This window comes from Vibrio sp. 704, assembly GCF_033339295.1.
Genome location: NZ_JAWOUH010000023.1, coordinates 52,670 through 73,991, shown reverse-complemented (window position 1 = coordinate 73,991; position 21,322 = coordinate 52,670). Strand labels below are relative to the sequence as shown.

The window sequence follows — 21,322 nt, the reverse complement described above, 5'->3', positions numbered from 1 at the left end:
ACTCCTGCTCTTACTGGTTGCACCATTAGTTTGGTACAACGGTGCTAGAAGGGAAGTGCGTCCATCACATCAAAGCCTGTTGTTTTGTTCGAGTCATAAGTAAGAGTCCTGTTTATAGTTATGTACACAAACTTTGTGTGGGCAAATCTGACACAGAAGAGCACTCTCGAAAATCGAACAAGGAAATTTATGAGCGTTCGAGCACAAGTTTGTTAATGTCAAACTCGTTTTTTGTTAATTGGCGCATCATTTTGATCATTTCATCAGTAGGGTTAGTTTTTATCGCGCCATTTTCTAATCAAGAAAACCCTAATAAACTGAGCAATTGCTTATTAAACAAGGCATCATACGTTTTCATTTACCAACAACGTTCTTGACTCCGCTTGCACATCAGACCAGCTCGTTAGCGAATTTATTCCTGTTTTCATCGATTTACATGTAACAAATATGTGCCTAACCCTGTTAAATACCAGCAACATTGTTGGTTAATTTCTCCACACCCACACGAAACAATCACCAAAACTATCAATTTAACGCTCGTTCGCGCTTTTGTGAGCAATATATCGAACGTAAATGATAAAAAAAAACATACTAGTTGTAAGTTTATTAAAGTTGCATAAGGTAAAGGTCATGACGGCTTATCAACGAATGGAAACCGACGTTGTCATCATTGGCGGCGGCGCGACCGGCACAGGCATCATGCGAGACTGCGCATTGCGAGGCATCGCGTGCATTCTGTTAGAGAAAGATGACATCGCCTCCGGCACCACGGGTCGTAACCACGGCTTGCTGCACTCTGGTGCGCGCTATGCCGTCACTGATGCAGAATCGGCCAAAGAATGCATTCAAGAAAACCAAACGCTCAAACGCATCGCTCGCCATTGTGTGGAAGCGACTGACGGCCTATTCATTACCCTGCCTGAAGACGAACTCAGCTTTCAAGACACCTTTATTCAGGCTTGCGGCAATGCCGGTATCGAAGCGACCCGTTTAACGCCAAAAGAAGCACTCGCGCTCGAACCGAACGTGAACCCGGCGCTGATCGGTGCGGTGAAAGTGCCCGACGGCACGCTGGATCCGTTCCGTTTATGTGCCTCGAACGTCCTTGATGCCAAAGAGCACGGCGCGCGCATGTTCAACCGCACCATCGTCACCAGTTTGATTCGCCAAGGCGATACCATACTCGGTGTACGCTGTTTGCAATTGGGCACCAACCAACAGTTTGAAATCTTTGCCAAAGAAGTGATCAACGCCGCGGGCATTTGGGGACAACATATCTGCGAATATGCCGACCTCAACATCAAGATGTTCCCTGCCAAAGGCTCGCTGTTGATCCTCGATTACCGCATCAATAACTTGGTGATCAACCGTTGCCGTAAACCTTCCGATGCCGACATTCTGGTGCCCGGCGACACCATTTCACTTATCGGCACCACGTCCGAACACATTGATTACGACCAGATCGACAACTTGCACGTCACCGAACGTGACGTGGATGTGCTGTTGGCAGAAGGCGCGAAACTTGCGCCGATCATGGCCAATACGCGCGTACTGCGTGCCTACGCGGGGGTACGTCCTTTGGTTTCGGTAGATGACGATGGCAGTGGCCGGAATATCAGCCGCGGCATCGTTTTGCTCGATCACCAAGAGCGCGACGGCCTCAAAGGCCTCACCACCATTACCGGCGGCAAACTGATGACCTACCGCTTAATGGCGGAATGGGCGACCGACTTAGTGGCGAAGAAACTGGGCAACACTCAGGCGTGCGAAACCCACACGCGCCCACTGCCGGGGTCAAACGAAACGCCAAAAGCCATCAAGAAAACCGCCAGCATCGCCAAACCGGTGTATGAATCCGCCATTTATCGCCATGGTGAACGCGCCACGCAATTCTTGTCTGACGATGCCAAGAGCCAAGCGATTATTTGTGAATGTGAAATGGTCACTGCGGGCGAAATTGAATACGCGATTAAACAGCTCGACGTCAACAACTTGGTCGATCTGCGCCGCCGCACTCGCTTAGGCATGGGCCCTTGTCAGGGCGAACTGTGCATCTACCGTGCGGCCAGCCTGTTTTCCGAATATGGTCAGGTCGATGGCTGTCAATCGAGTGAATTGTTGGTCGATTTTCTAGAAGAGCGCTGGAAAGGCATCAAACCCATTTTCTGGGGTGATGCGCTGCGCGAAGCGGAATTCAGCTATTGGATTTACGAAGGATTACTCGGTGCCAGCGACCTGCCCCAGCCCGCTCAATCAGAACACCCTCAAGCAGAACAACAAAAACAGGAGGCGGAATTATGATGCATTATGATGTGGCCGTGATCGGCGGGGGCATTGCGGGTTATACCGCTGCAATTCGCAGCCTGCAAGCTGGCAAAAAAACCGTGCTCATCAATCAGGGTCAAAGCGCGTTACATTTCTCTTCCGGCTCCATTGATGTGCTGGCGAAATTACCAGATGGCAGCGCGGTCACCCACCCGTTTGATGCCCTCGACGCATTACAGCAACAAGCGCCGTCCCATCCGTACAACACGGTGGGTCGTAGCACGCTGCAAAAAGGGCTGGAATGGTTTCGTCAAACGCTCGCCACCGCGAACGTGCCGCTATCGCATCAAGATGATTTGGCCAATCACGGGCGCATCACGCCGCTTGGCACACTCAAAGCGACTTGGCTATCGCAGCCATTTGTTTACCAACACCGCCAAGAAGTTTCGTTTGAGCGTATTGTGGTGGTTTCGATCGATGGCTATCGCGATTTTCAGCCACAAATGCTGAAAGATAACCTTCACCAGCATCCCGATTTTCAAGGTGTGCCGATTCACACGGTCACCCTGTCGATTCCGGGGTTTGACGGATACCGCCGCAACCCAAATGAGCTGCGCTCAATCGACATTGCACGTTTGCTAAAACACGATGCCGCGTGGACCGCGCTATGCGATGGTTTGATGCGTGCAGCCAATCGCAACGACTTGGTGATCATGCCCGCGATCATGGGCAACGGCGATGGCCTAACGCTGCTAACGAAGCTACGCGACACCACGCAACTGCAATTTCACGAAGTGCCGACCATGCCACCATCGCTGCTGGGTATTCGCATTGAAGAGGCGCTCAGTCGCACCTTCCTGCTGCTGGGTGGCATTCACCTCAAAGGCGACAAAGTGGTCAACGGCACGTTTGACGGCGAGCGTCTGGTTAGCCTGCAAACGCAAAACCTGCGCGACATGGCCATCAGCGCTGACAACTACATCATGGCAACCGGCAGCTATTTCAGCCAAGGGTTGCATGCCGAGCAACACGCCATCCAAGAACCGATCTTTGGCTTGCAAGTGACGCATAAACCAGCACGCGTTGATTGGCGCAATCCGGCCTTCTTTGCCGACCGTTCACACCCTTTTATGGCATTCGGTGTCGAAACCAACGCGCAATTGAACCCACAGCGCAGCGGCGTCACCATTAAAAACTTGTACTGCTGCGGCTCCATGTTGTCGGGATACGATCCCGTGTTTGAAGGGTGCGGTGGCGGCGTCGCGATTGGCACCGCCTACCACGCCATCATGCAATGCCTAGAACCTCAATTGTCAGCGTCTCACCCTAACCCATTCGATCAGGAGGTGCTCGCATGAACGCGCCATTTTCAAAAGCTGCTCCTCTGAATACCAGCTTTGACCAATGTATTAAATGCACCGTCTGCACGGTGTACTGCCCCGTGGCAAAAGCCAACCCAGATTACCCAGGCCCGAAACAGTGCGGGCCGGATGGCGAGCGCCTGCGCATTAAAAACCCGGAATATTACGACGAAGCGCTTAAATACTGCACCAACTGCAAACGCTGCGAAACCGCGTGTCCTTCTGGGGTGAAAATCGGCGACATCATCGCCGTCGCGCGGGGTAAACATGGCAAGAAACCGCTCAATCCGAAACTGATGCGTGACTACGTGCTGAGCCACACCGACCTGTTCGGCTCACTGGCCACGCCATTTGCACCAGTGGTGAACTTCGCCACATCGATGCCATTGGTGAAAAAAATCATGCACAAAACCATCGGCGTGCATGACCACAAAGCGTTGCCGAAATACTCGCACGGCACGTTCCGTCGCTGGTTTAAACAAAATTGCACCAGCCAGCCGCTGTATCAGCGCCAAGTCACCTACTTTCATGGCTGCTACGTCAACTACAACCACCCACAATTGGGCAAAGATCTGGTGAAGGTGTTGAATGCGATGAATATTGGCGTGCGCTTGCTGAACAACGAGAAATGCTGCGGCGTGCCTTTGATTGCCAACGGTTTTCATGACAAAGCGCGTAAAAACGCATTGCTGAACGTGAAGAACATGGAAACTGCGGTCAATGAATATCACACCAAAGTGATTTCAACCTCCTCAACTTGCTCGTTCACGCTGCAACAGGAATACCCGCATGTGCTCGGCGTCGACAACAGCCAAGTGTCCAACGACATTGAATACGTCACGCGCTTCCTGCTGAAAGAGTTTATGAATGGCAATGCGCCGAAAATGAAACCGGTCAACCTCAAAGTGGTTTATCACACGCCTTGTCACTTGGAACGCAGTGGCAACGTGATGTTTACCATTGAGTTACTGCGCATGATTCCGGGCCTAGAACTGATTGTCCTCGATAGCGAATGCTGCGGTTTGGCGGGCACCTATGGCTTTAAAGAAGAGAACTATGACGTGTCGATGAAAATCGGCTCGCACCTGTTTGACTCGATCAAAGCCTCCGATGCAGATTTTGCGATCACCGACTGCGAAACCTGTAAATGGCAAATCGAAGAGAACACCGCGCTGGAAACCATTCACCCGGTCAGCTTGCTGGCGCAAGCACTGGCTTAGTCTTCCAACCCCAAAAAGGCGTCTTCAAAGAAAGTCGTTTCAACGCTCAACGTACAAAAAAGCGGGCATTGCCCGCTTTTCTTCTGTCACTTTCGCTTTTCGTTTGCTGCTGTCTATCGCACCACAGCATGGCGAAGGCTGTCGACCTAACGAATGGTCACGTCAGATAAGCGATACCAGCCCGACGCCTGCAACCCTTCATTGGCCAGATTCACTTCTGCCTCAGCATGGCGATCGACCAAAGCCAACTCAAGGTAGTAATGGCCGGTGGGGATCGTTTCAGGCAAAGTGAAACTGCTGGAGGTCGCGTGTTCACCCGGCAGCCAACGCATGACATCTGCGGTTGAGACGTTGAAAAACGCGGTTTCTTCGTCCTCATTCACCAATCGATACGCCAGATAATGGTGCTGATACGGTGGCGCGTTCCCTTCGTTCACAAGCAAGGCCTGAACCGTCATGGTCGCGCCCGGCGTCAATTCAGCAGGGTGCACCAGTGTGTCTACACGCAGACGATAGCCAATTTGAGCCAACGCATCGTCCAACAAATCACGATACTGAGTCGGCACCACGTGCGATTTCAGGTTCAATGTCGAAGCGTGCTGCGCAATCGCCCAATCCAAGCTTTCTGGTATGGCTACCAATCTGCAAAATCAGCTTGGAAAGGTTCAAGTCACCTAGAGTTGGAAAATTCGGACATTGCCCAGAGTTGGTTAAAAGTCGTTTTAATGGCGATGGCTATCACTTTTTTAAATCCACATGTATATCTGGATACGGTGGTGATACTCGGGGGCGTGACTGCTCAAATGGAACCTGATGAAAAACTATTGTTTGTTATAGGGGCACTGATCGCATCAGGGGGCTGGTTTTATGGATTAGTGTATTTGGCTAACAAGTTGATCCCACTTTTTAGTAAGCCAAGAACATGGCGAATTTTAGATTCTGCGATTTCATGCATCATGTGTGGTATTGCATTGAAGCTGGCAGCACCTTTGTTAAGCCAATACATATAGAGCGTCGCGATGAAGCTGCATTTCTATTAACTAAATTGCTCCTGTTAGATTGGACACTGAGTTTCCATACCAGAAGTTATTCGTCCTTTGCTAATTTAAGTAAATACTCTAAACCATTTCTGTCCGTGCGACCTGAAGTCGTATGAAGCGTTGTTCACCGCTTTATGAGTGAACCGTCTGTATCACCAGATGAACCTACGAGCCTGAATAAAGCAGCGGCTCGGACAATGTAACGAAACTTGGCCGTTGGGCTGAGTGGGAAAAGAATCGTGAGAGGACGTTCCTCCTGAAAACCACAATTCGGGTAAGTGCTAGGTAGTCAGTATGATGAACATATGTGAATCCATTCAAGGTGCGTTATATGATGAAGCAGCGGAAGTGGTTATTACGCTGTAGCCAAAAGGCAATGAGAGTTGGAAAGAGGTTGGACAGTACTTTTTCGTGGTCACTGCACTCTCCGCACTATAGTGGGCATCTAACCCGACATTTTACGCAACATACGGAACAGGGTAAGCCTGTATCACTCCCTTTGGGAAAGCCTTTGTGGCCGATAGTGGTGCAGGTATAGGAGGTCGGAAAAAGCGAAAGCTACATTGTAATGATGCAGATACAGACTTATGTCTGATCACGAAAGTGAGCCCACTTCCGACTGGTCTTCCATTGCGAGAGAATTTGAAGAACTTTATTCAAGGAGAAAAGCAAATGGTGATCTCGAAAGAGATTAGTGCATCTTCTGACGGCGATCAATGGCAGTCCATCGACTGGAAATCCGTTGAAGTACACGTATTGAAGCTTCAAATGCGTATCGCAAAAGCAACTAGAGAAAAGAAATACGGTAAGGTGAAGTCTTTACAGTGGCTCTTGACTCATTCTCGCTCAGCCAAGCTTCTCGCGGTTAAGCGAGTCTCTCAGAATAAAGGCAGTAAAACGCCTGGAATAGACGGTGTCATCTGGAACACAGATGCACGCCGTATGAAAGCAGTCGATCAACTGAGTCGCAAGGCTTACTCCGCAAAACCACTCAAACGTATCTATATTCCCAAAAAGAACGGTAAGCTCAGGCCACTGGGTATTCCATGCATGATTGATAGAGCGCAACAAGCCCTCCACCTTCTTGCATTAGAGCCTGTGTCCGAAACGTTTGCCGACCTCAATAGCTATGGTTTTAGACCAAATCGCAGCACGGCTGACGCTGTCAGTCAGTGCTTCAAATGTTTAGCTCTAAAGCAATCCGCGAAATGGGTTCTTGAGGGAGATATTAAGGCTTGCTTCGACAAAATCGGGCATAAATGGCTGATGGACAATATCATTGTAGATAAACGAATGTTAGAGCAATGGTTAAAATCTGGCTATGTAGATAAGGGGCTGTTCTACGATACCGAAGAAGGTACACCTCAAGGTGGAATAATATCTCCAACCTTGATGCTAATGACTCTCGCGGGAATAGAGCAACAAATAAAATCTACAGCTCTGAAAATGGGTGCTAGGGCCAACTTTATCGGTTATGCGGATGATTTTGTGGTCACCTGCTCTTCAAAGGAAGTGCTAGTGAACGATATCAAACCGTTGATTGCTGGCTTTTTGGCAGAAAGAGGGTTAACCCTCTCCGAAGAAAAAACGAAGGTCACTCATATTGATGATGGCTTTGACTTTCTGGGTTTCAATCACAGGAAGTACAAAGGGAAATTGCTCATTAAACCGAGCAAATCCAATACGCTGTTATTCCTTAGAAATCTACGTGAAGTTATTAAAAAGCACGCAACCATCCCTGTTAACGATCTTATCAAGTTGATAAATCCGAAACTTAGGGGATGGGCGAATTACTATCGCCACTGTGTTGCTAAACAAGTATTCGGGTATGTCGGCCATAAACTATTCCAAGCGTTATGGCACTGGGCAGTTAGACGTCATCCAACCAAGTCCAAAGACTGGGTTGTGCACAAGTATTTTCTCAATCGTAAAGGCCAGTGGCAATTTCACGGTTGGCAGAAAATCATGAACATGGACTGTCACTTCAATCTGTTCCAAATAGCGAAAGTGCCTATCGAAAGACACGTAAAAATTAGGAGTGCTGCGACCCCTTTTGACCCTCAATACCAAGAATATCTGGTGAAGAGAAAATCTAAAAGGCTAGCTCGTAACTCTTGGAAAGAGCCTGTCCCGACTGCGTTATAAGTTGCTGGGTATCAATGATGCCTTAGTGGAGGCTTGAGCCGTATGCAGTGAAAGTTGCACGTACGGTTCTTAGAGGGGCGGCACTTGGTAACAAGTGTCGTCTACTCGACAAAAACGAGTTACAGCTTCACTATAATCGGTTTGATGTATGTGAAAATACGGGCCGGTGCACCATCACTGGCCCGTGTGCTTTCTAACTACTTGCGTCGGCCAAACGGCCAGCGTCTCATGTTGTCGATTTGATCGACCGATCTATTCATGTCCTTGTAAGCACGCCCGGCTAACCGGTTTTGGAATACCTCCATTTTGTCAGCAATGACTTTCATTTTCGGGCCGTATCCGGAGCTGTGCATCCACTGTCCTAAAAAATAGAAGGCCAGCATTACAATGAACATCACGGCGAATAAACCAAATACCTCTGCAAGGTTTTGGGGTGGAAAATTAAACTCCATAATCAGTAATCCTTATCTAGTTAGGCCATACGGCCTTTTTAACAAAGTTGGCAACCTCTTCGTTACGTTCCTGCTGTTGTTCTTGGGAATACGAAACGTAGTCCTCAACGTCGAAGGCGTGCTTTTCCGGGTCACGCTCTTGCCACTCAGCGTGTGCTTGGCGTGCTTCTTCCTGATCCTCACTGGACAGGCCATCAAAGCCGCCGTTTTGATTCATCCACCCAGTTCCACCGCCTAAGCTATCGTTGTCAAATGCAGGAGAAGCGTCGTCAGTCACCCTCCTTATCATCTTCCCCGTCCCCTTTCATGTTATTTCGTACTGAACTGGCTAAACGACCTCCAGCGGTTTGGCCTATACGCTCCCCGGCCATATCGCCCATTCCTTTAATCAAATTAGCGCCAGTATCCGCTGCAACGCGGCCCGCTTTTGCAACACTATCCTTAAAGCCGCCAGAGGATTCGCCATTGCTAGAAGATTGGTCGGAAGCTTGGGAGAAAGAGCCAGCTTCGTCAGAGTCACCGCTACCGTTAAATGCACTGCTAAGGCTCGACATAACGTCAGTATTGTTCGCTACGTTCTCACCTGCTTTTGCAAATGCAGCCTGAATAGCAGACGCACCGCCAGCGGTAGCCATTGCTGCACCGGCAGCCATACCACCAGTGGCAACAGCCGAGCCGGCCATCGCCCCAGCACTTATGCTGCCAGCACCCGCCGCCGCGCTGCCTCCAGGAACTAGGCTAGCAACCACATTAGGGACAGAGTGAATAAGCATTACGAGAACCAGTGAAACGACAAAGATCACCAGCAGTTCACGCATAGGGGCATCATTGGATAGATCAGCATAAAAACCGTCCATTATCGACATAGCGATACCAATGAGCAAAGTCATTGTCATCAACTTCAAAGCGACACCCAATACGCTTTTGAAGTAGTTGATTGCTATATCTGAAGTCCAACGCGAACCACCAAACCCCAGCACGAAAACACCGGCATATATCAATATCCAAGCTGTTACCAAGGCCAACAACACATTAGCCGCCACAACCGCCATACATGCCAAAATTGCTAGCGTGATGAAGAAAAGAGACAAGTTATCTATAGGGCTTGTGATGCTGTAATACTCACCTGCTTTAACAATAATGTCGAAAGCAATGCTGATAGGCTCTGAGGGGGTTAGGTCTCTCGGAAGGCCACCGGCTTGAGCACCGATCGTTCTCAACGAGTCGATGATTGACGTCGCAAAGTCTGGGCCGTTTCTGAGTAACCAGAGGAAGAAACCAAACGTCAGGATAAAGCGCATAAACTCGGCAAAGAACTCCCTTATATCCGCTTGTTTAAGGATCAAAGTACCGCCAGTCCAAACTAGAGATATAGTACCCAGCGTCCAAAACAGCCACACGGCATGGTTTGTAATTACCGTGCTCCAAGTAGCACTAGCGGTCATGAAGCGCACGGCTACCTCATCCAAGACACCATTAGGCTCAATGGCCGCCGACGCAGTTTGCGAGGTCAGTAACACAGCTAGTAGCATCACAAGTCGAATGAATATCTTGCTCATAATTAGAACCCCTTATTCTTGGAGCGATCCGTGCGTTCGCCCATATCCCAAAGACAGTTCCCTTCTTCCCTCAGATCTTTCGTCAGGTTCGGGTTATTACAGTTGATCGTTGTAGGCTTTGGCCCTCCATCCTCACCACACCCTACCAGAACGAAAGATGCCAACACGCTGACGATAAAAACACGAATGATATTCTGCATGATTAGAACCCCCTATTTTTTGAACGGTCGGTAGGCTCTCCCATATCAAATAACCTTTCACGGGACGCTTGATATTGAGCTTCGCGGTCGGCTTCCGCCTGCATTCGAGAACCAACAGCATTCTGCTGAGCAATTAACAAACTACGGATTTGAAGGAGTTGGTTGACCTGGTTACTAGCAAGCTGGTTGGCATAGCCAATAGCAGCTAACTGACCATCTGCTCCCTGAGCTGCTGACTGTAATCGGTGCAGCTGACGAGCGTCAGCCTGCAAGTTTTTATGCTGTAGCTTCAAGCCTTCAAAGAGAGCATCGTTGGCTGTTTTCTGGGATTCGGACGCCAAGCGACGGTTTTCTTCCATCTTCGCTTGTTCTACAGGCGTACAACCTCCAGATCCATTGAAGCAAGGTGAACTGCGGTAGTAGGCCACATCCTGGAATTTGCTTAGGTAAGCATCAAGGCTACCAAGCTGGTTTTGATAATAAGCAAGCGTATTGGTGGCATGAGTTAAGTCATCAATCGTCGATTGTGCCTGGTCCCAAATATAAGCCACTGGGGCCATAGTGTTTTGCAGCTGGTTTTCATACTGCTGCAACTGAGTTTGGTACTGTTGGATCTGCTTGGCTGTTTGAGTGACAGACTCCATTGCTGACATAATATTTTGTGTCAGGTTCGTTCCATCAACAACCGGAATCCCAGCTACTACCGGTATGGGAGAGATAAATGCTAATGAAATAGCGGCCGTAGTTATTTTAGCCGCTAAAATACGTACGGTGTTCATAATTGAGTGCCCTTAGTATTGTCGTGACTAAGTTGCACCCACCAACCTGTATCGGCCCAAAATCTATAGATATGAGCCTTTACCCCTACTGAAAATCAGCGGTGAATGTGGACCTCTACAAAGATAGGTTGTCACTTTCTATCCTGGCGTCCGACCTGCGCGACACCTTAAAAACGCGCGGCCTCAGATCTTTGAAACATAGGTGTCATTCCCCTTAAAGCTGGTTAGGAGTTCCAAGGGTTAAAGTCGATAATTAGAGACCTCGTAGAGCAGGATACCGTTGAGCCCGAAGGTGCGAATAAAGGACGAGTGAAATAGGAACCATCAACTTGTTGGTGGGCCTACTTCACCTATCCTGCCCGCACTTCGGCCCTGTTTTCACCACTAAAACACCTGCATTGGTCCTTGCAATTATCTGTAATGTTCTGCTTAAACTTGTACAACAGCAACTATTCTTTAAAAACAAAGAGTTAAAGCAAAAAACGGCGTACTTATAGTCATAAGATAGCGTTTTAACTCGATTATTTTTCTCCAGTCACTACATAGAAAGCTCAAATTTCCTATCACTTTCCTTGTTTGAGCAAGTGACCGCCCCCCAAATGTCAATGAAAATTGAAATCAACAAAACCAAATCACCACACCTCCTTTAATTTCAATTAGTTAAATAAAGGCAAAAGACTGCCTACCTCCTTTCATTGACACTTTCAGCCAATCCACATGTTAAAATATTTTAAGTATTGTCTCCCTTCGGTCGGGTTGTACTCCAAGAAAGAAGAGCTCCTGAGCATCTTGCCCTTCACCTCTTGGCGTTAAACCAACGGCCTATGGCCGTTCGATAAAGCCATAGGGCTTTATCACTTTAAGGTGTAAAGCCCGTATAAAACGGGCGGTCCCACCGCCTGAATATCCTGAGATATACTGAATATCCTGACAAAAAGACAAAAAATCGGGCCTCTGTGAGTCATACACGGGCCCCTATGAGGAACTTCCGGGCCGCTATGAGGCGCTATCGGGCCGCTGCGAGTCGTTTAACCCGATTTTCACTATTTATCTCTATGCCGATGCAACGCAACTTATCTATATCTTCTTTTATCCTCGTTCGGTGATTGCTCATTGTCTTACTACTTACTTCATCACCGCTCACGGCCTTGATAAGCGTGTCTAGATGCCAACCTCCGGCAGGATCGCACTTATGTGTGAGTACAAAGCGAGCAACAGCTTGGCTAATCCCATATTGCAACCTAGCAATAAGTGTTGGCTCATAATAGAGAAACAAATCCTGCTCAAGCAGCATTACCAAAGCGACTCCTAACCGGACACGCCACAGATTCCGCTGGCCTCCAGTCAGAGGGTTATGGCGAGTCATAGAAGACGGAACAACATGATCAACTAAACCGCCAATGATACGCTCTCCCGTCAACTCCAGCTTCGGAGTAACAATTTCAACAGTAGCAGCTCGCAATTCACAAACTAGCTTTTTTAGTCGGTTATCACTGTATTGGTGCTCGGACAAAATTCGACGCAACTTTGCTGGATCAACCAACAGCTCAACACCACCGTCTGAAATATCGCGTCGACGCTCAGCCAAATACAGCATGGACTCAACAATATCCGCATGGCGCTGCCCTAATCGACCTGTAACCCGACAGCGACCAAATCGGGTTTCCATCCATTCACCCATACGCTGTACTGGCTTTCGGCTAGGCTGATAGATCATAACTCGAGCCTGCAACACCGTACTGGTAGGTGCAACCTTATTACCAGTTGTCATCACAATTCCCCACCACTGTTTTAAGCTTCATCGCTGACTGCCTTTTTCTCCGTTCCAGAACAGCAGGTTTGAGCACACCGCCGTCATGTCGTCTAAACCAACACTCAGAAAATGGGTCACCGTAATTAGCTTTGCTCACCCCAAAACGGACAAAATATTTTCTCTGGTTTCTCTCAACACCCAATTTTTCTGCTTCAGCGGGGGTCATACTTGCGAGATAGGCTTGCCAGCGGATATTGTCGACTAACACTGACGATCCTCGGCTGGCTTGCTGATGGTCGCCAGCCCCCATCATCACAGCTCCTTTGTTGGAGTGATGCAGAAACACAATGGAACAATCCGTTTCAGCGGCAATAGCCTCCATTCTCCCGATCACCTGTGCCATCGGTGCACTGGCGTTCTCTTCTTCAATATGAAAACGACGCAGAGTATCCAGAATCAAGAGCCGTTTCCCCTCAGCAACCTTTCTGATGTCTCCGAACCATGCTGAAGTCATAATGTCAGGACACCTGCCAATCAATGGTTCAATAAGCAGATTTTGGGCCACCATTTGTTTTTGTGTAGGAGAAAGGTATGTTCCCAAAACGTGTAATCTATGATGAATAGCAGTAGTCGGGTCCTCGGCAGGCAAATAGGCCACTGAGCCATTAGCCAAATCACCTATGCCCAGCAAATCCGGCCCTCCCGCTATCTGTGCTGCCAATTGAAGGGCAAGCATTGATTTACCTACGCCGCCAGGAGAAACAATGGACCCTACGGTTCCCGCTGCCATATTGGGCAGCACGTAATCAATCGGTGGAGGCAGTTCATTAAATGCAGACATAAGATCAAGTCCCATATTTTTAGCCTCCTATAAAATATCCAGGTCTCTTAGCCTGAATTCGAGATCTTCTACGTTCTTCAATCCATTTCTCAACTTCAGCTAAATCCCAGGCTACATTTCTACTTGTAAGAACAATACGGCGTGGAAATTCACCCCGTTTCTCCAAGTTATAAATAGTCCGGTCTGAGAGTGGAATCATTTCCAGAAGTGCTTTCCTATTAATTAGTGTTTTATGTGCCAGTGTTTGCATTTATTTGCCTCCTAATACCAGAAGAGACTTTAATAATAACAAAAAAATTAAATTTTAAAACATAAAATAAACACCAAGAAATTAAAAACAAAAATATCATTTACAATGACCACGATATATCGGAATTAAATAATCAACATATCGAAAATAAAGAAATAAATTAAGAAATAGTAATCATAAATATTTATTGAAAATGGATTTTAGCGGCTAAAATAAAACCTAAAACTATTCCATTTGAAGTTCACATCATTAACCAAATTCACACTTTAAGTTAAGATGTAACTCTTACGGAAAAGTTATCAAAAAATTTAGCGGCTAAAATTTTTATAAGGCAGCCTCAGCGGTGGTTACAAGGATGGAGTCAGTACCTTTAGAAGTAATCCAGTGATTTTAAGCTAGTACATCTCATGCCGACTCAACAAATATCTCTTTACACTTGATAATTAAATGTTCGTTAAAACGGTATAGAGAAAAGTAGCTGGTTTATTCCATCGCTAGTTGCTCAACTTTGACTAACAATTAAATATACATTCAGTTCTAATGATATATTAGGAATCTTAACGGCCATTTTTTAAAATCACAAAAAATTTTAATTACCCTCCTTTTAAAAGGACATAAACACACAATGTATTTGTGTCCTTTTTATCAGTAAAATATTAGGAACGTTTTTTATTTAAATAAGAAAATTCTTAGCTCGAAAAGTAAAAACTCAGAATACTTCAATAATTCATAACCTAAGAAATTTTGGTAATAATACTTAACCGTAGCTAAGAGCTTTAAACTGTTCTGCCATATAAGTTACGTTAAAAATGGTTTAATACTCAACATAACTCAAATTAGGCCCAATCAGAACTAGCGATATAAAATCCTTTTCATCCCACTACTAACATAAAATTTAAAAATTATTATCTACAAAGACGCAATAAAATAGAAAACAATTAAAAATTTTGACCGGTCCACTCATCTATCATATCAGCCCAGTCCTGTAGCATTGATGCTCTTTGTTCTCGATACTCAGCTTTGTTGTAAACGGCCCTAACCCCTTTCTGTTCGTGCGCCAGGCATTTTTCTATCCAATCAGTGTTGTATCCAGCTTCATGCAGCAGTGTACTCGCTGTTCTACGTAGGTCATGCGGCCCAAACTTACTTAGTGACTGACCTTCCTTTTGCGCGGCTTTATATGTCAAATCCATAACTCGGTTCATCGTCGCACTACTCATTGGAGCATCAGAGTCATAACGGGAAGGAAGAATGTAATCAGACCCACCGGCAAATGTCTTCAAGGCGATCAGAATATCCATCGCCTGGCGTGACAAAAATACCAGGTGCGGGTTACGTCGTTTCATTCTCTCCTTGGGGATCGTCCACAACGCTTCACTGAAGTTAATTTCATTCCAGGTTGCATTAGTTAACTCGCTTTTGCGTACCATAGTCAGCAACAGCAGCTTTACCGAAGCGCGAATCGAAGGGGTTGTACCTACCTTTTCCATGTAGTGGTACATCAAACCGATCTCAGCCGGTGTTAACGTTCGGTCTCTTGGTTCAAATCGAGCAATACTGGCGGGCCTCACCAAGTCTGCCGGGTTCTCAACTTTCTGCCCTCTCTCAATCGCCCATCGATACACCTGGAGTACAATGTCACGTGTATGCACAGCTGTTGCCGGTGCTCCACGCTCTACTATCGCGTCAGTCAATGCTCGCAGATCTTCATGAGTGATTTCTGTCAGCTTCTGATTGCCAAACTTACCCTCTAACTCTCGGGCATAGACTGAGCGACGCATATCCCGGGTAGAATCAGCCATCTGGTAGCCACGCAGCCATTTCTGAGCCCAGGCACCAAAGGTTTCAGCATCTTTGGTTCTCGCCTTAGCACGGGCTTTCTCTTTGGCCGGTGACTTTCCATCAGTAACCATTCTCTTCGCTTCATTGAGACGCTCACGCGCTTCTGCTAACGTGATGCCTCCTACTCCGTAGCGACCAAACGTAATGGTTTCTTGTCTGCCATTGATCGAGTAATTGTAGCGAAAAGAGATAGAGCCTGCGGTAGTGACAGCAACATAGAGGCCATCACGGTCATTGACTTTGTAAAGTTTATCTTTGGGTTTGAGATTGCGTAGCTTGGTATCAGTCAGCATGTTTCGACCTATTATTCTTGTTTGATACCATGCTGAAAAACCTCTAAAAAATCAGAAATTAATCTTTATAAAACAGATAGATATAAAAATTTAATACCATGCCCCATCAAAAATACTCAGCATGGTATCGGGCGTAATCCATGGCATTACCGATGAATCATACCCATCAAAATACCACGGTCAAACCGTGCTTGGCGTTGCCAGACATTGCCAAAAATGACTAAGCCAAAAACAAAAAAAGTCCGCAATTACGCGGACTTAAGTATGATTTAGTGCTTGTTAATGCCAGACCTTTCTTAAAGGAGCATTATTCCCACTCGATTGTCGCAGGTGGCTTACCAGAAATGTCGTAAACAACACGAGAAATGCCATCAACTTCGTTGATAATACGGTTAGAAACCTTACCTAGGAAGTCGTATGGTAGGTGTGCCCAATGAGCAGTCATGAAGTCGATAGTTTCTACCGCACGTAGAGACACAACCCAATCGTACTTACGGCCATCGCCCATTACACCAACAGAACGAACTGGTAGGAATACCGTGAACGCTTGAGATACTTTGTCATATAGGTCTGCAGCGTGAAGCTCTTCAATAAAGATAGCATCAGCACGACGTAGCAAGTCACAGTATTCTTTCTTGATTTCACCAAGAACACGAACACCTAGACCTGGACCTGGGAATGGGTGGCGGTAAAGCATGTTATAAGGCAGGCCTAGCTCTAGACCAATCTTACGTACTTCATCTTTGAACAGCTCACGTAGTGGCTCAACAAGACCCATTTCCATGTCATCTGGAAGACCGCCCACGTTGTGGTGCGATTTGATCACGTGCGCTTTACCAGTCTTAGATGCAGCTGACTCGATTACATCAGGGTAAATCGTACCTTGAGCTAGCCATTTCGCGTTTTTCAGCTTCTTAGACTCTTCATCGAATACATCTACGAATACGTGACCGATAGTCTTACGCTTCTCTTCTGGGTCAGACTTGCCTTCAAGTGCTTTGAGGAAGCGTTCTTCAGCGTCAACTTTGATAATGTTCAAACCAAATTGGTCGCCGAACATATCCATAACTTGTTGACCTTCGTTTAGACGAAGTAGACCGTTATCAACAAATACACACGTTAGCTTGTCGCCGATTGCGCGGTGAACCAGCATCGCAACTACCGATGAATCAACACCACCAGATAGACCTAGGATAACTTCGTCGTCACCCACTTGCTCTTTAATACGAGCAACCGCATCTTCGATGATAGATTCCGATGTCCATAAACGCTCACAGCCACATACGCCAAGAACAAAGTTCTCAAGCATTTGTAGGCCACCTTTTGTGTGTGTCACTTCTGGGTGGAACTGAACACCGTAGTATTTCTTCTCTTCATTCGCCATCGCAGCGTAAGGACAAGTGTCTGTCTCACCAACTTTTACGAAATCGGCTGGGATCTCTACTACTTTGTCGCCATGGCTCATCCAAACGTCTTGAGTTGCTTCAAGGTCTTTAAATAGAGCACATTCACCAGAAACTTTAACCTGAGCGTAGCCAAACTCACGTTCGTTAGAGCCCGCTACTTTGCCTCCTAGCTGTTCCGCCATGGTTTGCATGCCGTAACATACGCCAAGCAAAGGAACACCAGAATCAAACACATATTGAGGCGCGCGTGGAGAGTTCTCTTCCGTTACGCTTTCTGGACCGCCAGATAGGATAATGCCATCTGGGTTGAATTCGCGAATATCCGCTTCTTCTACATCCCAGCTCCATAGTTCACAGTAAACGCCGATTTCACGTACGCGGCGTGCTACTAATTGAGTGTACTGAGAACCGAAGTCCAAGATCAGAATACGTTGGTCATGGATATTTTTAGTCATTTTGAGCAGTCTTTTTAAGGCTAAGTGATTAAAACCGAGGCGAGTGTACTCGCCTCTTCTTAATGCTTCAAGGAAAAAGCAAACGTTTCCGTTGGGTAATTAGTTCCCTAGACGGTAGTTCGGCGCTTCCTTAGTAATTTGAACATCGTGTACATGAGACTCTTGCATACCTGCACCAGAGATACGTACAAATTCAGCTTTCGTACGCATATCTTCGATAGTTGCAGAACCAGTTAGACCCATGCTTGAACGTAGACCACCCATTTGTTGGTGTACGATCTCTTTTAGACGGCCTTTGTATGCGATACGACCTTCAATGCCTTCTGGTACTAGCTTGTCCGCTGCGTTGTCAGACTGGAAGTAACGGTCAGAAGAACCTTGAGACATAGCACCAAGAGAACCCATGCCGCGGTAAGACTTGTAAGAACGGCCATTGTATAGAATCACTTCACCCGGCGCTTCTTCAGTACCAGCAAACATAGAACCAACCATCACACATGATGCGCCAGCTACGATTGCTTTACAGATATCACCTGAGAAACGGATACCACCGTCAGCAATAACCGGAATACCATAATCATTAGCCACTTCTGCCGCATCTGCGATTGCAGTGATTTGTGGAACTCCCACACCCGTTACAATACGAGTTGTACAGATAGAACCAGGGCCGATACCAACTTTCACTGCGCTTACGCCAGCTTCGATTAGTGCTTTAGCACCAGCACCTGTTGCTACGTTACCACCGATGATGTCTAGATCTGGGTAAGCAGCGCGAGTTTCGCGGATGCGGTTTAGTACACCTTCAGAATGTCCGTGTGAAGAGTCGATAAGTAGAATGTCAACGCCTGCTTCAACTAGAGCAGCAACACGCTCTTCGTTACCAGCGCCAGCACCAACGGCTGCGCCAACACGTAGGCGACCACGCTCATCTTTACATGCGTTTGGTTTACGTTCTGCTTTGTGGAAGTCTTTCGCAGTAATCATACCGGTTAGTTGGAACTCATCATTCACAACCAATACTTTCTCTACACGAGCTTCGTGCATTTTCTCTTGCACTTCTTCTCGTGTTGCACCTTCTTTAACTGCTGCCAACTTCTCTTTTGGCGTCATTACTGAAGATACTTTCTTAGAAAGGTCCGTCACAAAACGAACGTCACGACCAGTGATAATACCAACAAGCTCATTGCTCTCAGTGACAACAGGGAAACCTGCAAAACCATGCTTTTCAGTGAGTGCAACAACATCAGCGATGGTCGCGTCAGGGTTTACAGTAACCGCGTCAGTTACCATACCAGCTTCGAACTTCTTAACTTTACGAACTTCGGCTGCCTGCTGCTCAATAGACATGTTCTTGTGGATAAAGCCAATGCCACCCTCTTGCGCTAGCGCAATTGCTAGACGAGCTTCAGTAACAGTGTCCATAGACGCTGAAATCATTGGGATGTTTAGGGTGATGTTCTTAGTTAGCTGAGTGCGAAGATCAGCTGTGTTTGGGAGAACGGTGGAGTGTGCTGGCACAAGTAGTACGTCATCGAATGTCAGCGCTTCTTTGGCAATTCTTAGCATTTGCAATATCTCACAATTATAGGAGTAAAAAGAACAATCCAATCTCATCGTTTCGCATAATGAGGGTAACCTGCGTTAGCAACTAGCTACATTTGGATTAGATATTGCGGAGGGATTATACGGTTAACGCAATCGCTTGACCACAAATTTTTTAATTTTTTTCTTGCAATTACCCCCTTGCTATGTATTATATTGCCGCTAATTTCCATACTCACGTCTAAGAGATTAGCTGTGCTCTCCAAGACCAATCAAAACATCTTTACTGTTTCTCGTCTCAACGCGGAAGTTCGTTTACTCCTTGAAAACGAAATGGGGATCGTTTGGCTCGTCGGAGAGATATCCAACTTTTCAGCTCCTGTCTCTGGTCACTGGTACCTCACTCTTAAAGACTCTCGCGCTCAAGTTAAATGTGCCATGTTTCGTGGTAACAATCGCCGCGTTACTTTCAAACCCGCTAACGGTAATCAAGTCCTAGTAAAAGCTCGTCTGTCTCTTTATGAGCCTCGCGGTGACTACCAATTGATCATCGAAAGCATGCAACCGGAAGGTGATGGCCGTCTTCAACAAGAGTTTGAAGAGCTGAAAATGAAGCTTGCAGCAGAAGGGTTGTTCGCGCAAATCAATAAGCAATCTTTGCCTGAGCACCCTAAACGTGTTGGCGTCATCACATCGAAAACTGGTGCCGCGCTTTACGATATCTTAGACGTATTGAAACGTCGTGATCCTTCCCTACCTGTTGTGATTTATCCGACAGTGGTACAAGGTGAGGACGCAGCCATTCAAATTGCACAAGCCATTGGTCGCGCTAACAGCCGTGATGAATGTGATGTGCTAATTGTGGGCCGAGGTGGTGGTTCATTAGAAGACTTATGGTGCTTTAACAACGAGATATTAGCTCGCACGATTGCAGCAAGCCAAATTCCTATTATTAGCGCCGTTGGACATGAAGTTGACGTGACAATAGCTGATTTTGTCGCCGACGTACGCGCGCCTACTCCATCAGCAGCCGCTGAGCTAGTAAGCCGTGATAACAGCCACAAAGATCAAGCTTTAGTTACCCGCCAGCATAAGTTAGCGAGCGCGATGCGTTACTACCTAGCACAACAAAAGCAGCAATCTGCTCAATTAGTGCACCGTCTAGAGAGACAGCACCCAAGCTATCGCTTGCAACGTCAGACGCAACAGTTAGATGAGTTGGACATGCGCTTACAGCGAGCGATGAGTCGTTTTATTGCCTTGCGTCAACAGCGAATCGAGCGTCAACATTATCGGCTGCAATTGAATTCTCCTGTAACACGCCTTGCCGAGCAGAAGTCGAAGCTAGAACGTGTTGAGCAAAAGCTCATGGATGCAATGGATCGCAAGTTACTGACTATGCGCCATCAACTCGCGATTGCTGCAGAGAAGTTAGACACCGTCAGCCCACTAGCGACATTGAAACGAGGTTACTCAATTACTCAAACTGAGCAAGGTAAAGTAATTACGCAATCTTCAGATGTAAAATCGGGAGATGTATTGATTACTCGATTAGCCGAAGGCGACGTTCGCTCTACCGTTAACTGAATACAAACTCTGGTTAACTGATTTTCTGGAACTCAAATCGGACACGTGATTTTGACTTGAGTTCATTACACACATTGCAAAAGTAACTCGCAGCACCGCATGCTTGCAGCTTCTCCAGCTCCGCCTCACAATCAGGGCAAAAACCTACTTTTTTAAAATCCGATTCACACTGTTCACAATGGTATTGTCCTGTCCATTCCAGTTCGACATTGCAAGTCGGGCAAATGTTCTGCTGCATATCCCGTTCCTCTCTCTAAACTAAGCAATTTCGAGTAACGCATGCTACTCAAAATAACGAACAAGTATGTTGATCTTCATCACCGCCCTAACAA

Annotated in this window: 19 protein-coding genes; 6 read left to right on the top strand and 13 right to left on the bottom strand. The window is 46.8% G+C overall.

The window, feature by feature from the left end; genetic code table 11:
* Positions 1–630 precede the first annotated feature (630 nt).
* From glpA to glpC, 3 genes are read left to right on the top strand one after another with little or no spacing between them, the layout of a single operon-like run.
* Positions 631–2,301 (top strand): anaerobic glycerol-3-phosphate dehydrogenase subunit A, encoded by a 1,671-nt coding sequence (gene glpA, locus R7R24_RS21460; protein WP_025594253.1) that lies wholly within the window; start codon positions 631–633, stop codon positions 2,299–2,301.
* Complete coding sequence (glpB, locus tag R7R24_RS21455; protein WP_014257458.1) at positions 2,298–3,623, top strand: glycerol-3-phosphate dehydrogenase subunit GlpB; 1,326 nt, start codon at positions 2,298–2,300, stop codon at positions 3,621–3,623. The genes glpA and glpB overlap by 4 nt, the downstream gene beginning before the upstream one ends.
* The gene (gene glpC / locus R7R24_RS21450) at positions 3,620–4,846 is read left to right on the top strand and encodes an anaerobic glycerol-3-phosphate dehydrogenase subunit GlpC (RefSeq protein ID WP_004726856.1); all 1,227 of its coding nucleotides are present in this window, start codon (positions 3,620–3,622) and stop codon (positions 4,844–4,846) included. The genes glpB and glpC overlap by 4 nt, the downstream gene beginning before the upstream one ends.
* Positions 4,847–4,992: 146 nt before the next feature.
* On the opposite strand, the gene R7R24_RS21445 is transcribed toward glpC, so the two are convergent.
* Positions 4,993–5,466: a DUF4832 domain-containing protein gene (locus R7R24_RS21445; RefSeq protein ID WP_025594143.1), complete on the bottom strand. Its 474-nt coding sequence runs from the start codon at positions 5,464–5,466 to the stop codon at positions 4,993–4,995.
* Between R7R24_RS21445 and R7R24_RS21440 the strand changes: the two genes are divergently transcribed.
* Together R7R24_RS21440 and ltrA are read left to right on the top strand one after the other, a co-directional pair.
* Positions 5,443–5,856 (top strand): LysE/ArgO family amino acid transporter, encoded by a 414-nt coding sequence (locus tag R7R24_RS21440; protein WP_025589760.1) that lies wholly within the window; start codon positions 5,443–5,445, stop codon positions 5,854–5,856. The two genes, R7R24_RS21445 and R7R24_RS21440, sit on opposite strands and share 24 nt — an antisense overlap.
* A 702-nt stretch (positions 5,857–6,558) precedes the next feature.
* A complete protein-coding gene (ltrA, locus tag R7R24_RS21435) occupies positions 6,559–8,031 on the top strand; it encodes a group II intron reverse transcriptase/maturase (RefSeq protein ID WP_031848075.1) in 1,473 nt (490 codons plus the stop codon).
* A 197-nt stretch (positions 8,032–8,228) separates the two neighbouring features.
* On the opposite strand, the gene R7R24_RS21430 is transcribed toward ltrA, so the two are convergent.
* From R7R24_RS21430 to guaB, 11 genes are all read right to left on the bottom strand, one after another.
* Positions 8,229–8,483 (bottom strand): hypothetical protein, encoded by a 255-nt coding sequence (locus tag R7R24_RS21430; protein ID WP_140371510.1) that lies wholly within the window; start codon positions 8,481–8,483, stop codon positions 8,229–8,231.
* Positions 8,484–8,499: 16 nt separating this feature from the next.
* A complete protein-coding gene (locus R7R24_RS21425; protein ID WP_025594149.1) occupies positions 8,500–8,700 on the bottom strand; it encodes a hypothetical protein in 201 nt (66 codons plus the stop codon).
* Between the two features lie 52 nt (positions 8,701–8,752).
* On the bottom strand, positions 8,753–10,042 hold the full coding sequence (trbL, locus tag R7R24_RS21420) for a P-type conjugative transfer protein TrbL (RefSeq protein WP_025594150.1): 1,290 nt from the start codon (positions 10,040–10,042) through the stop codon (positions 8,753–8,755).
* A gap of 2 nt (positions 10,043–10,044) precedes the next feature.
* Complete coding sequence (locus R7R24_RS21415; protein ID WP_025594152.1) at positions 10,045–10,242, bottom strand: hypothetical protein; 198 nt, start codon at positions 10,240–10,242, stop codon at positions 10,045–10,047.
* A gap of 2 nt (positions 10,243–10,244) precedes the next feature.
* Positions 10,245–11,021 carry a P-type conjugative transfer protein TrbJ gene (gene trbJ, locus R7R24_RS21410; RefSeq protein WP_025594154.1) on the bottom strand — a complete coding sequence of 259 codons (777 nt, stop codon included), beginning with the start codon at positions 11,019–11,021 and terminating at the stop codon, positions 10,245–10,247.
* 1,006 nt (positions 11,022–12,027) lie between these two features.
* On the bottom strand, positions 12,028–12,792 hold the full coding sequence (locus R7R24_RS21405) for a hypothetical protein (protein ID WP_025594155.1): 765 nt from the start codon (positions 12,790–12,792) through the stop codon (positions 12,028–12,030).
* Entirely contained in the window at positions 12,779–13,630 is an 852-nt protein-coding gene (locus tag R7R24_RS21400) for a helicase RepA family protein (RefSeq protein ID WP_203346621.1), read from the bottom strand. Before R7R24_RS21400 ends, R7R24_RS21405 begins: the two co-directional genes overlap by 14 nt.
* Positions 13,631–13,634: 4 nt before the next feature.
* Complete coding sequence (locus tag R7R24_RS21395) at positions 13,635–13,865, bottom strand: helix-turn-helix transcriptional regulator (RefSeq protein ID WP_025594422.1); 231 nt, start codon at positions 13,863–13,865, stop codon at positions 13,635–13,637.
* A gap of 938 nt (positions 13,866–14,803) precedes the next feature.
* A complete protein-coding gene (locus tag R7R24_RS21390) occupies positions 14,804–16,000 on the bottom strand; it encodes a tyrosine-type recombinase/integrase (RefSeq protein ID WP_025594421.1) in 1,197 nt (398 codons plus the stop codon).
* A gap of 307 nt (positions 16,001–16,307) precedes the next feature.
* On the bottom strand, positions 16,308–17,861 hold the full coding sequence (guaA, locus tag R7R24_RS21385) for a glutamine-hydrolyzing GMP synthase (protein ID WP_005383721.1): 1,554 nt from the start codon (positions 17,859–17,861) through the stop codon (positions 16,308–16,310).
* Between the two features lie 99 nt (positions 17,862–17,960).
* Complete coding sequence (gene guaB / locus R7R24_RS21380; protein ID WP_017633908.1) at positions 17,961–19,427, bottom strand: IMP dehydrogenase; 1,467 nt, start codon at positions 19,425–19,427, stop codon at positions 17,961–17,963.
* Positions 19,428–19,658: 231 nt separating this feature from the next.
* On the opposite strand from guaB, the gene xseA reads away from it, so the two are divergent.
* Positions 19,659–20,990 (top strand): exodeoxyribonuclease VII large subunit, encoded by a 1,332-nt coding sequence (xseA, locus tag R7R24_RS21375; protein ID WP_017633909.1) that lies wholly within the window; start codon positions 19,659–19,661, stop codon positions 20,988–20,990.
* Between the two features lie 13 nt (positions 20,991–21,003).
* On the opposite strand, the gene R7R24_RS21370 is transcribed toward xseA, so the two are convergent.
* Positions 21,004–21,228 carry a zinc ribbon domain-containing protein gene (locus R7R24_RS21370; RefSeq protein WP_031780210.1) on the bottom strand — a complete coding sequence of 75 codons (225 nt, stop codon included), beginning with the start codon at positions 21,226–21,228 and terminating at the stop codon, positions 21,004–21,006.
* Positions 21,229–21,322: the final 94 nt, after the last annotated feature.

Excerpts from the sequence above, each read along its gene's own strand:
- guaB (WP_017633908.1), bottom strand. The coding sequence starts at position 19,427 with ATGCTAAGAATTGCCAAAGAAGCGCTGACATTCGATGACGTACTACTT.
- glpB (WP_014257458.1), top strand. The coding sequence starts at position 2,298 with ATGATGCATTATGATGTGGCCGTGATCGGCGGGGGCATTGCGGGTTAT.
- trbL (WP_025594150.1), bottom strand. The coding sequence starts at position 10,042 with ATGAGCAAGATATTCATTCGACTTGTGATGCTACTAGCTGTGTTACTG.
- R7R24_RS21405 (WP_025594155.1), bottom strand. The coding sequence starts at position 12,792 with ATGACAACTGGTAATAAGGTTGCACCTACCAGTACGGTGTTGCAGGCT.
- glpC (WP_004726856.1), top strand. The coding sequence starts at position 3,620 with ATGAACGCGCCATTTTCAAAAGCTGCTCCTCTGAATACCAGCTTTGAC.
- R7R24_RS21425 (WP_025594149.1), bottom strand. The coding sequence starts at position 8,700 with ATGAATCAAAACGGCGGCTTTGATGGCCTGTCCAGTGAGGATCAGGAA.
- glpA (WP_025594253.1), top strand. The coding sequence starts at position 631 with ATGACGGCTTATCAACGAATGGAAACCGACGTTGTCATCATTGGCGGC.
- R7R24_RS21370 (WP_031780210.1), bottom strand. The coding sequence starts at position 21,228 with ATGCAGCAGAACATTTGCCCGACTTGCAATGTCGAACTGGAATGGACA.
- R7R24_RS21395 (WP_025594422.1), bottom strand. The coding sequence starts at position 13,865 with ATGCAAACACTGGCACATAAAACACTAATTAATAGGAAAGCACTTCTG.
- R7R24_RS21400 (WP_203346621.1), bottom strand. The coding sequence starts at position 13,630 with ATGGGACTTGATCTTATGTCTGCATTTAATGAACTGCCTCCACCGATT.
- trbJ (WP_025594154.1), bottom strand. The coding sequence starts at position 11,021 with ATGAACACCGTACGTATTTTAGCGGCTAAAATAACTACGGCCGCTATT.
- R7R24_RS21430 (WP_140371510.1), bottom strand. The coding sequence starts at position 8,483 with ATGGAGTTTAATTTTCCACCCCAAAACCTTGCAGAGGTATTTGGTTTA.
- R7R24_RS21415 (WP_025594152.1), bottom strand. The coding sequence starts at position 10,242 with ATGCAGAATATCATTCGTGTTTTTATCGTCAGCGTGTTGGCATCTTTC.
- ltrA (WP_031848075.1), top strand. The coding sequence starts at position 6,559 with ATGGTGATCTCGAAAGAGATTAGTGCATCTTCTGACGGCGATCAATGG.
- guaA (WP_005383721.1), bottom strand. The coding sequence starts at position 17,861 with ATGACTAAAAATATCCATGACCAACGTATTCTGATCTTGGACTTCGGT.
- R7R24_RS21390 (WP_025594421.1), bottom strand. The coding sequence starts at position 16,000 with ATGCTGACTGATACCAAGCTACGCAATCTCAAACCCAAAGATAAACTT.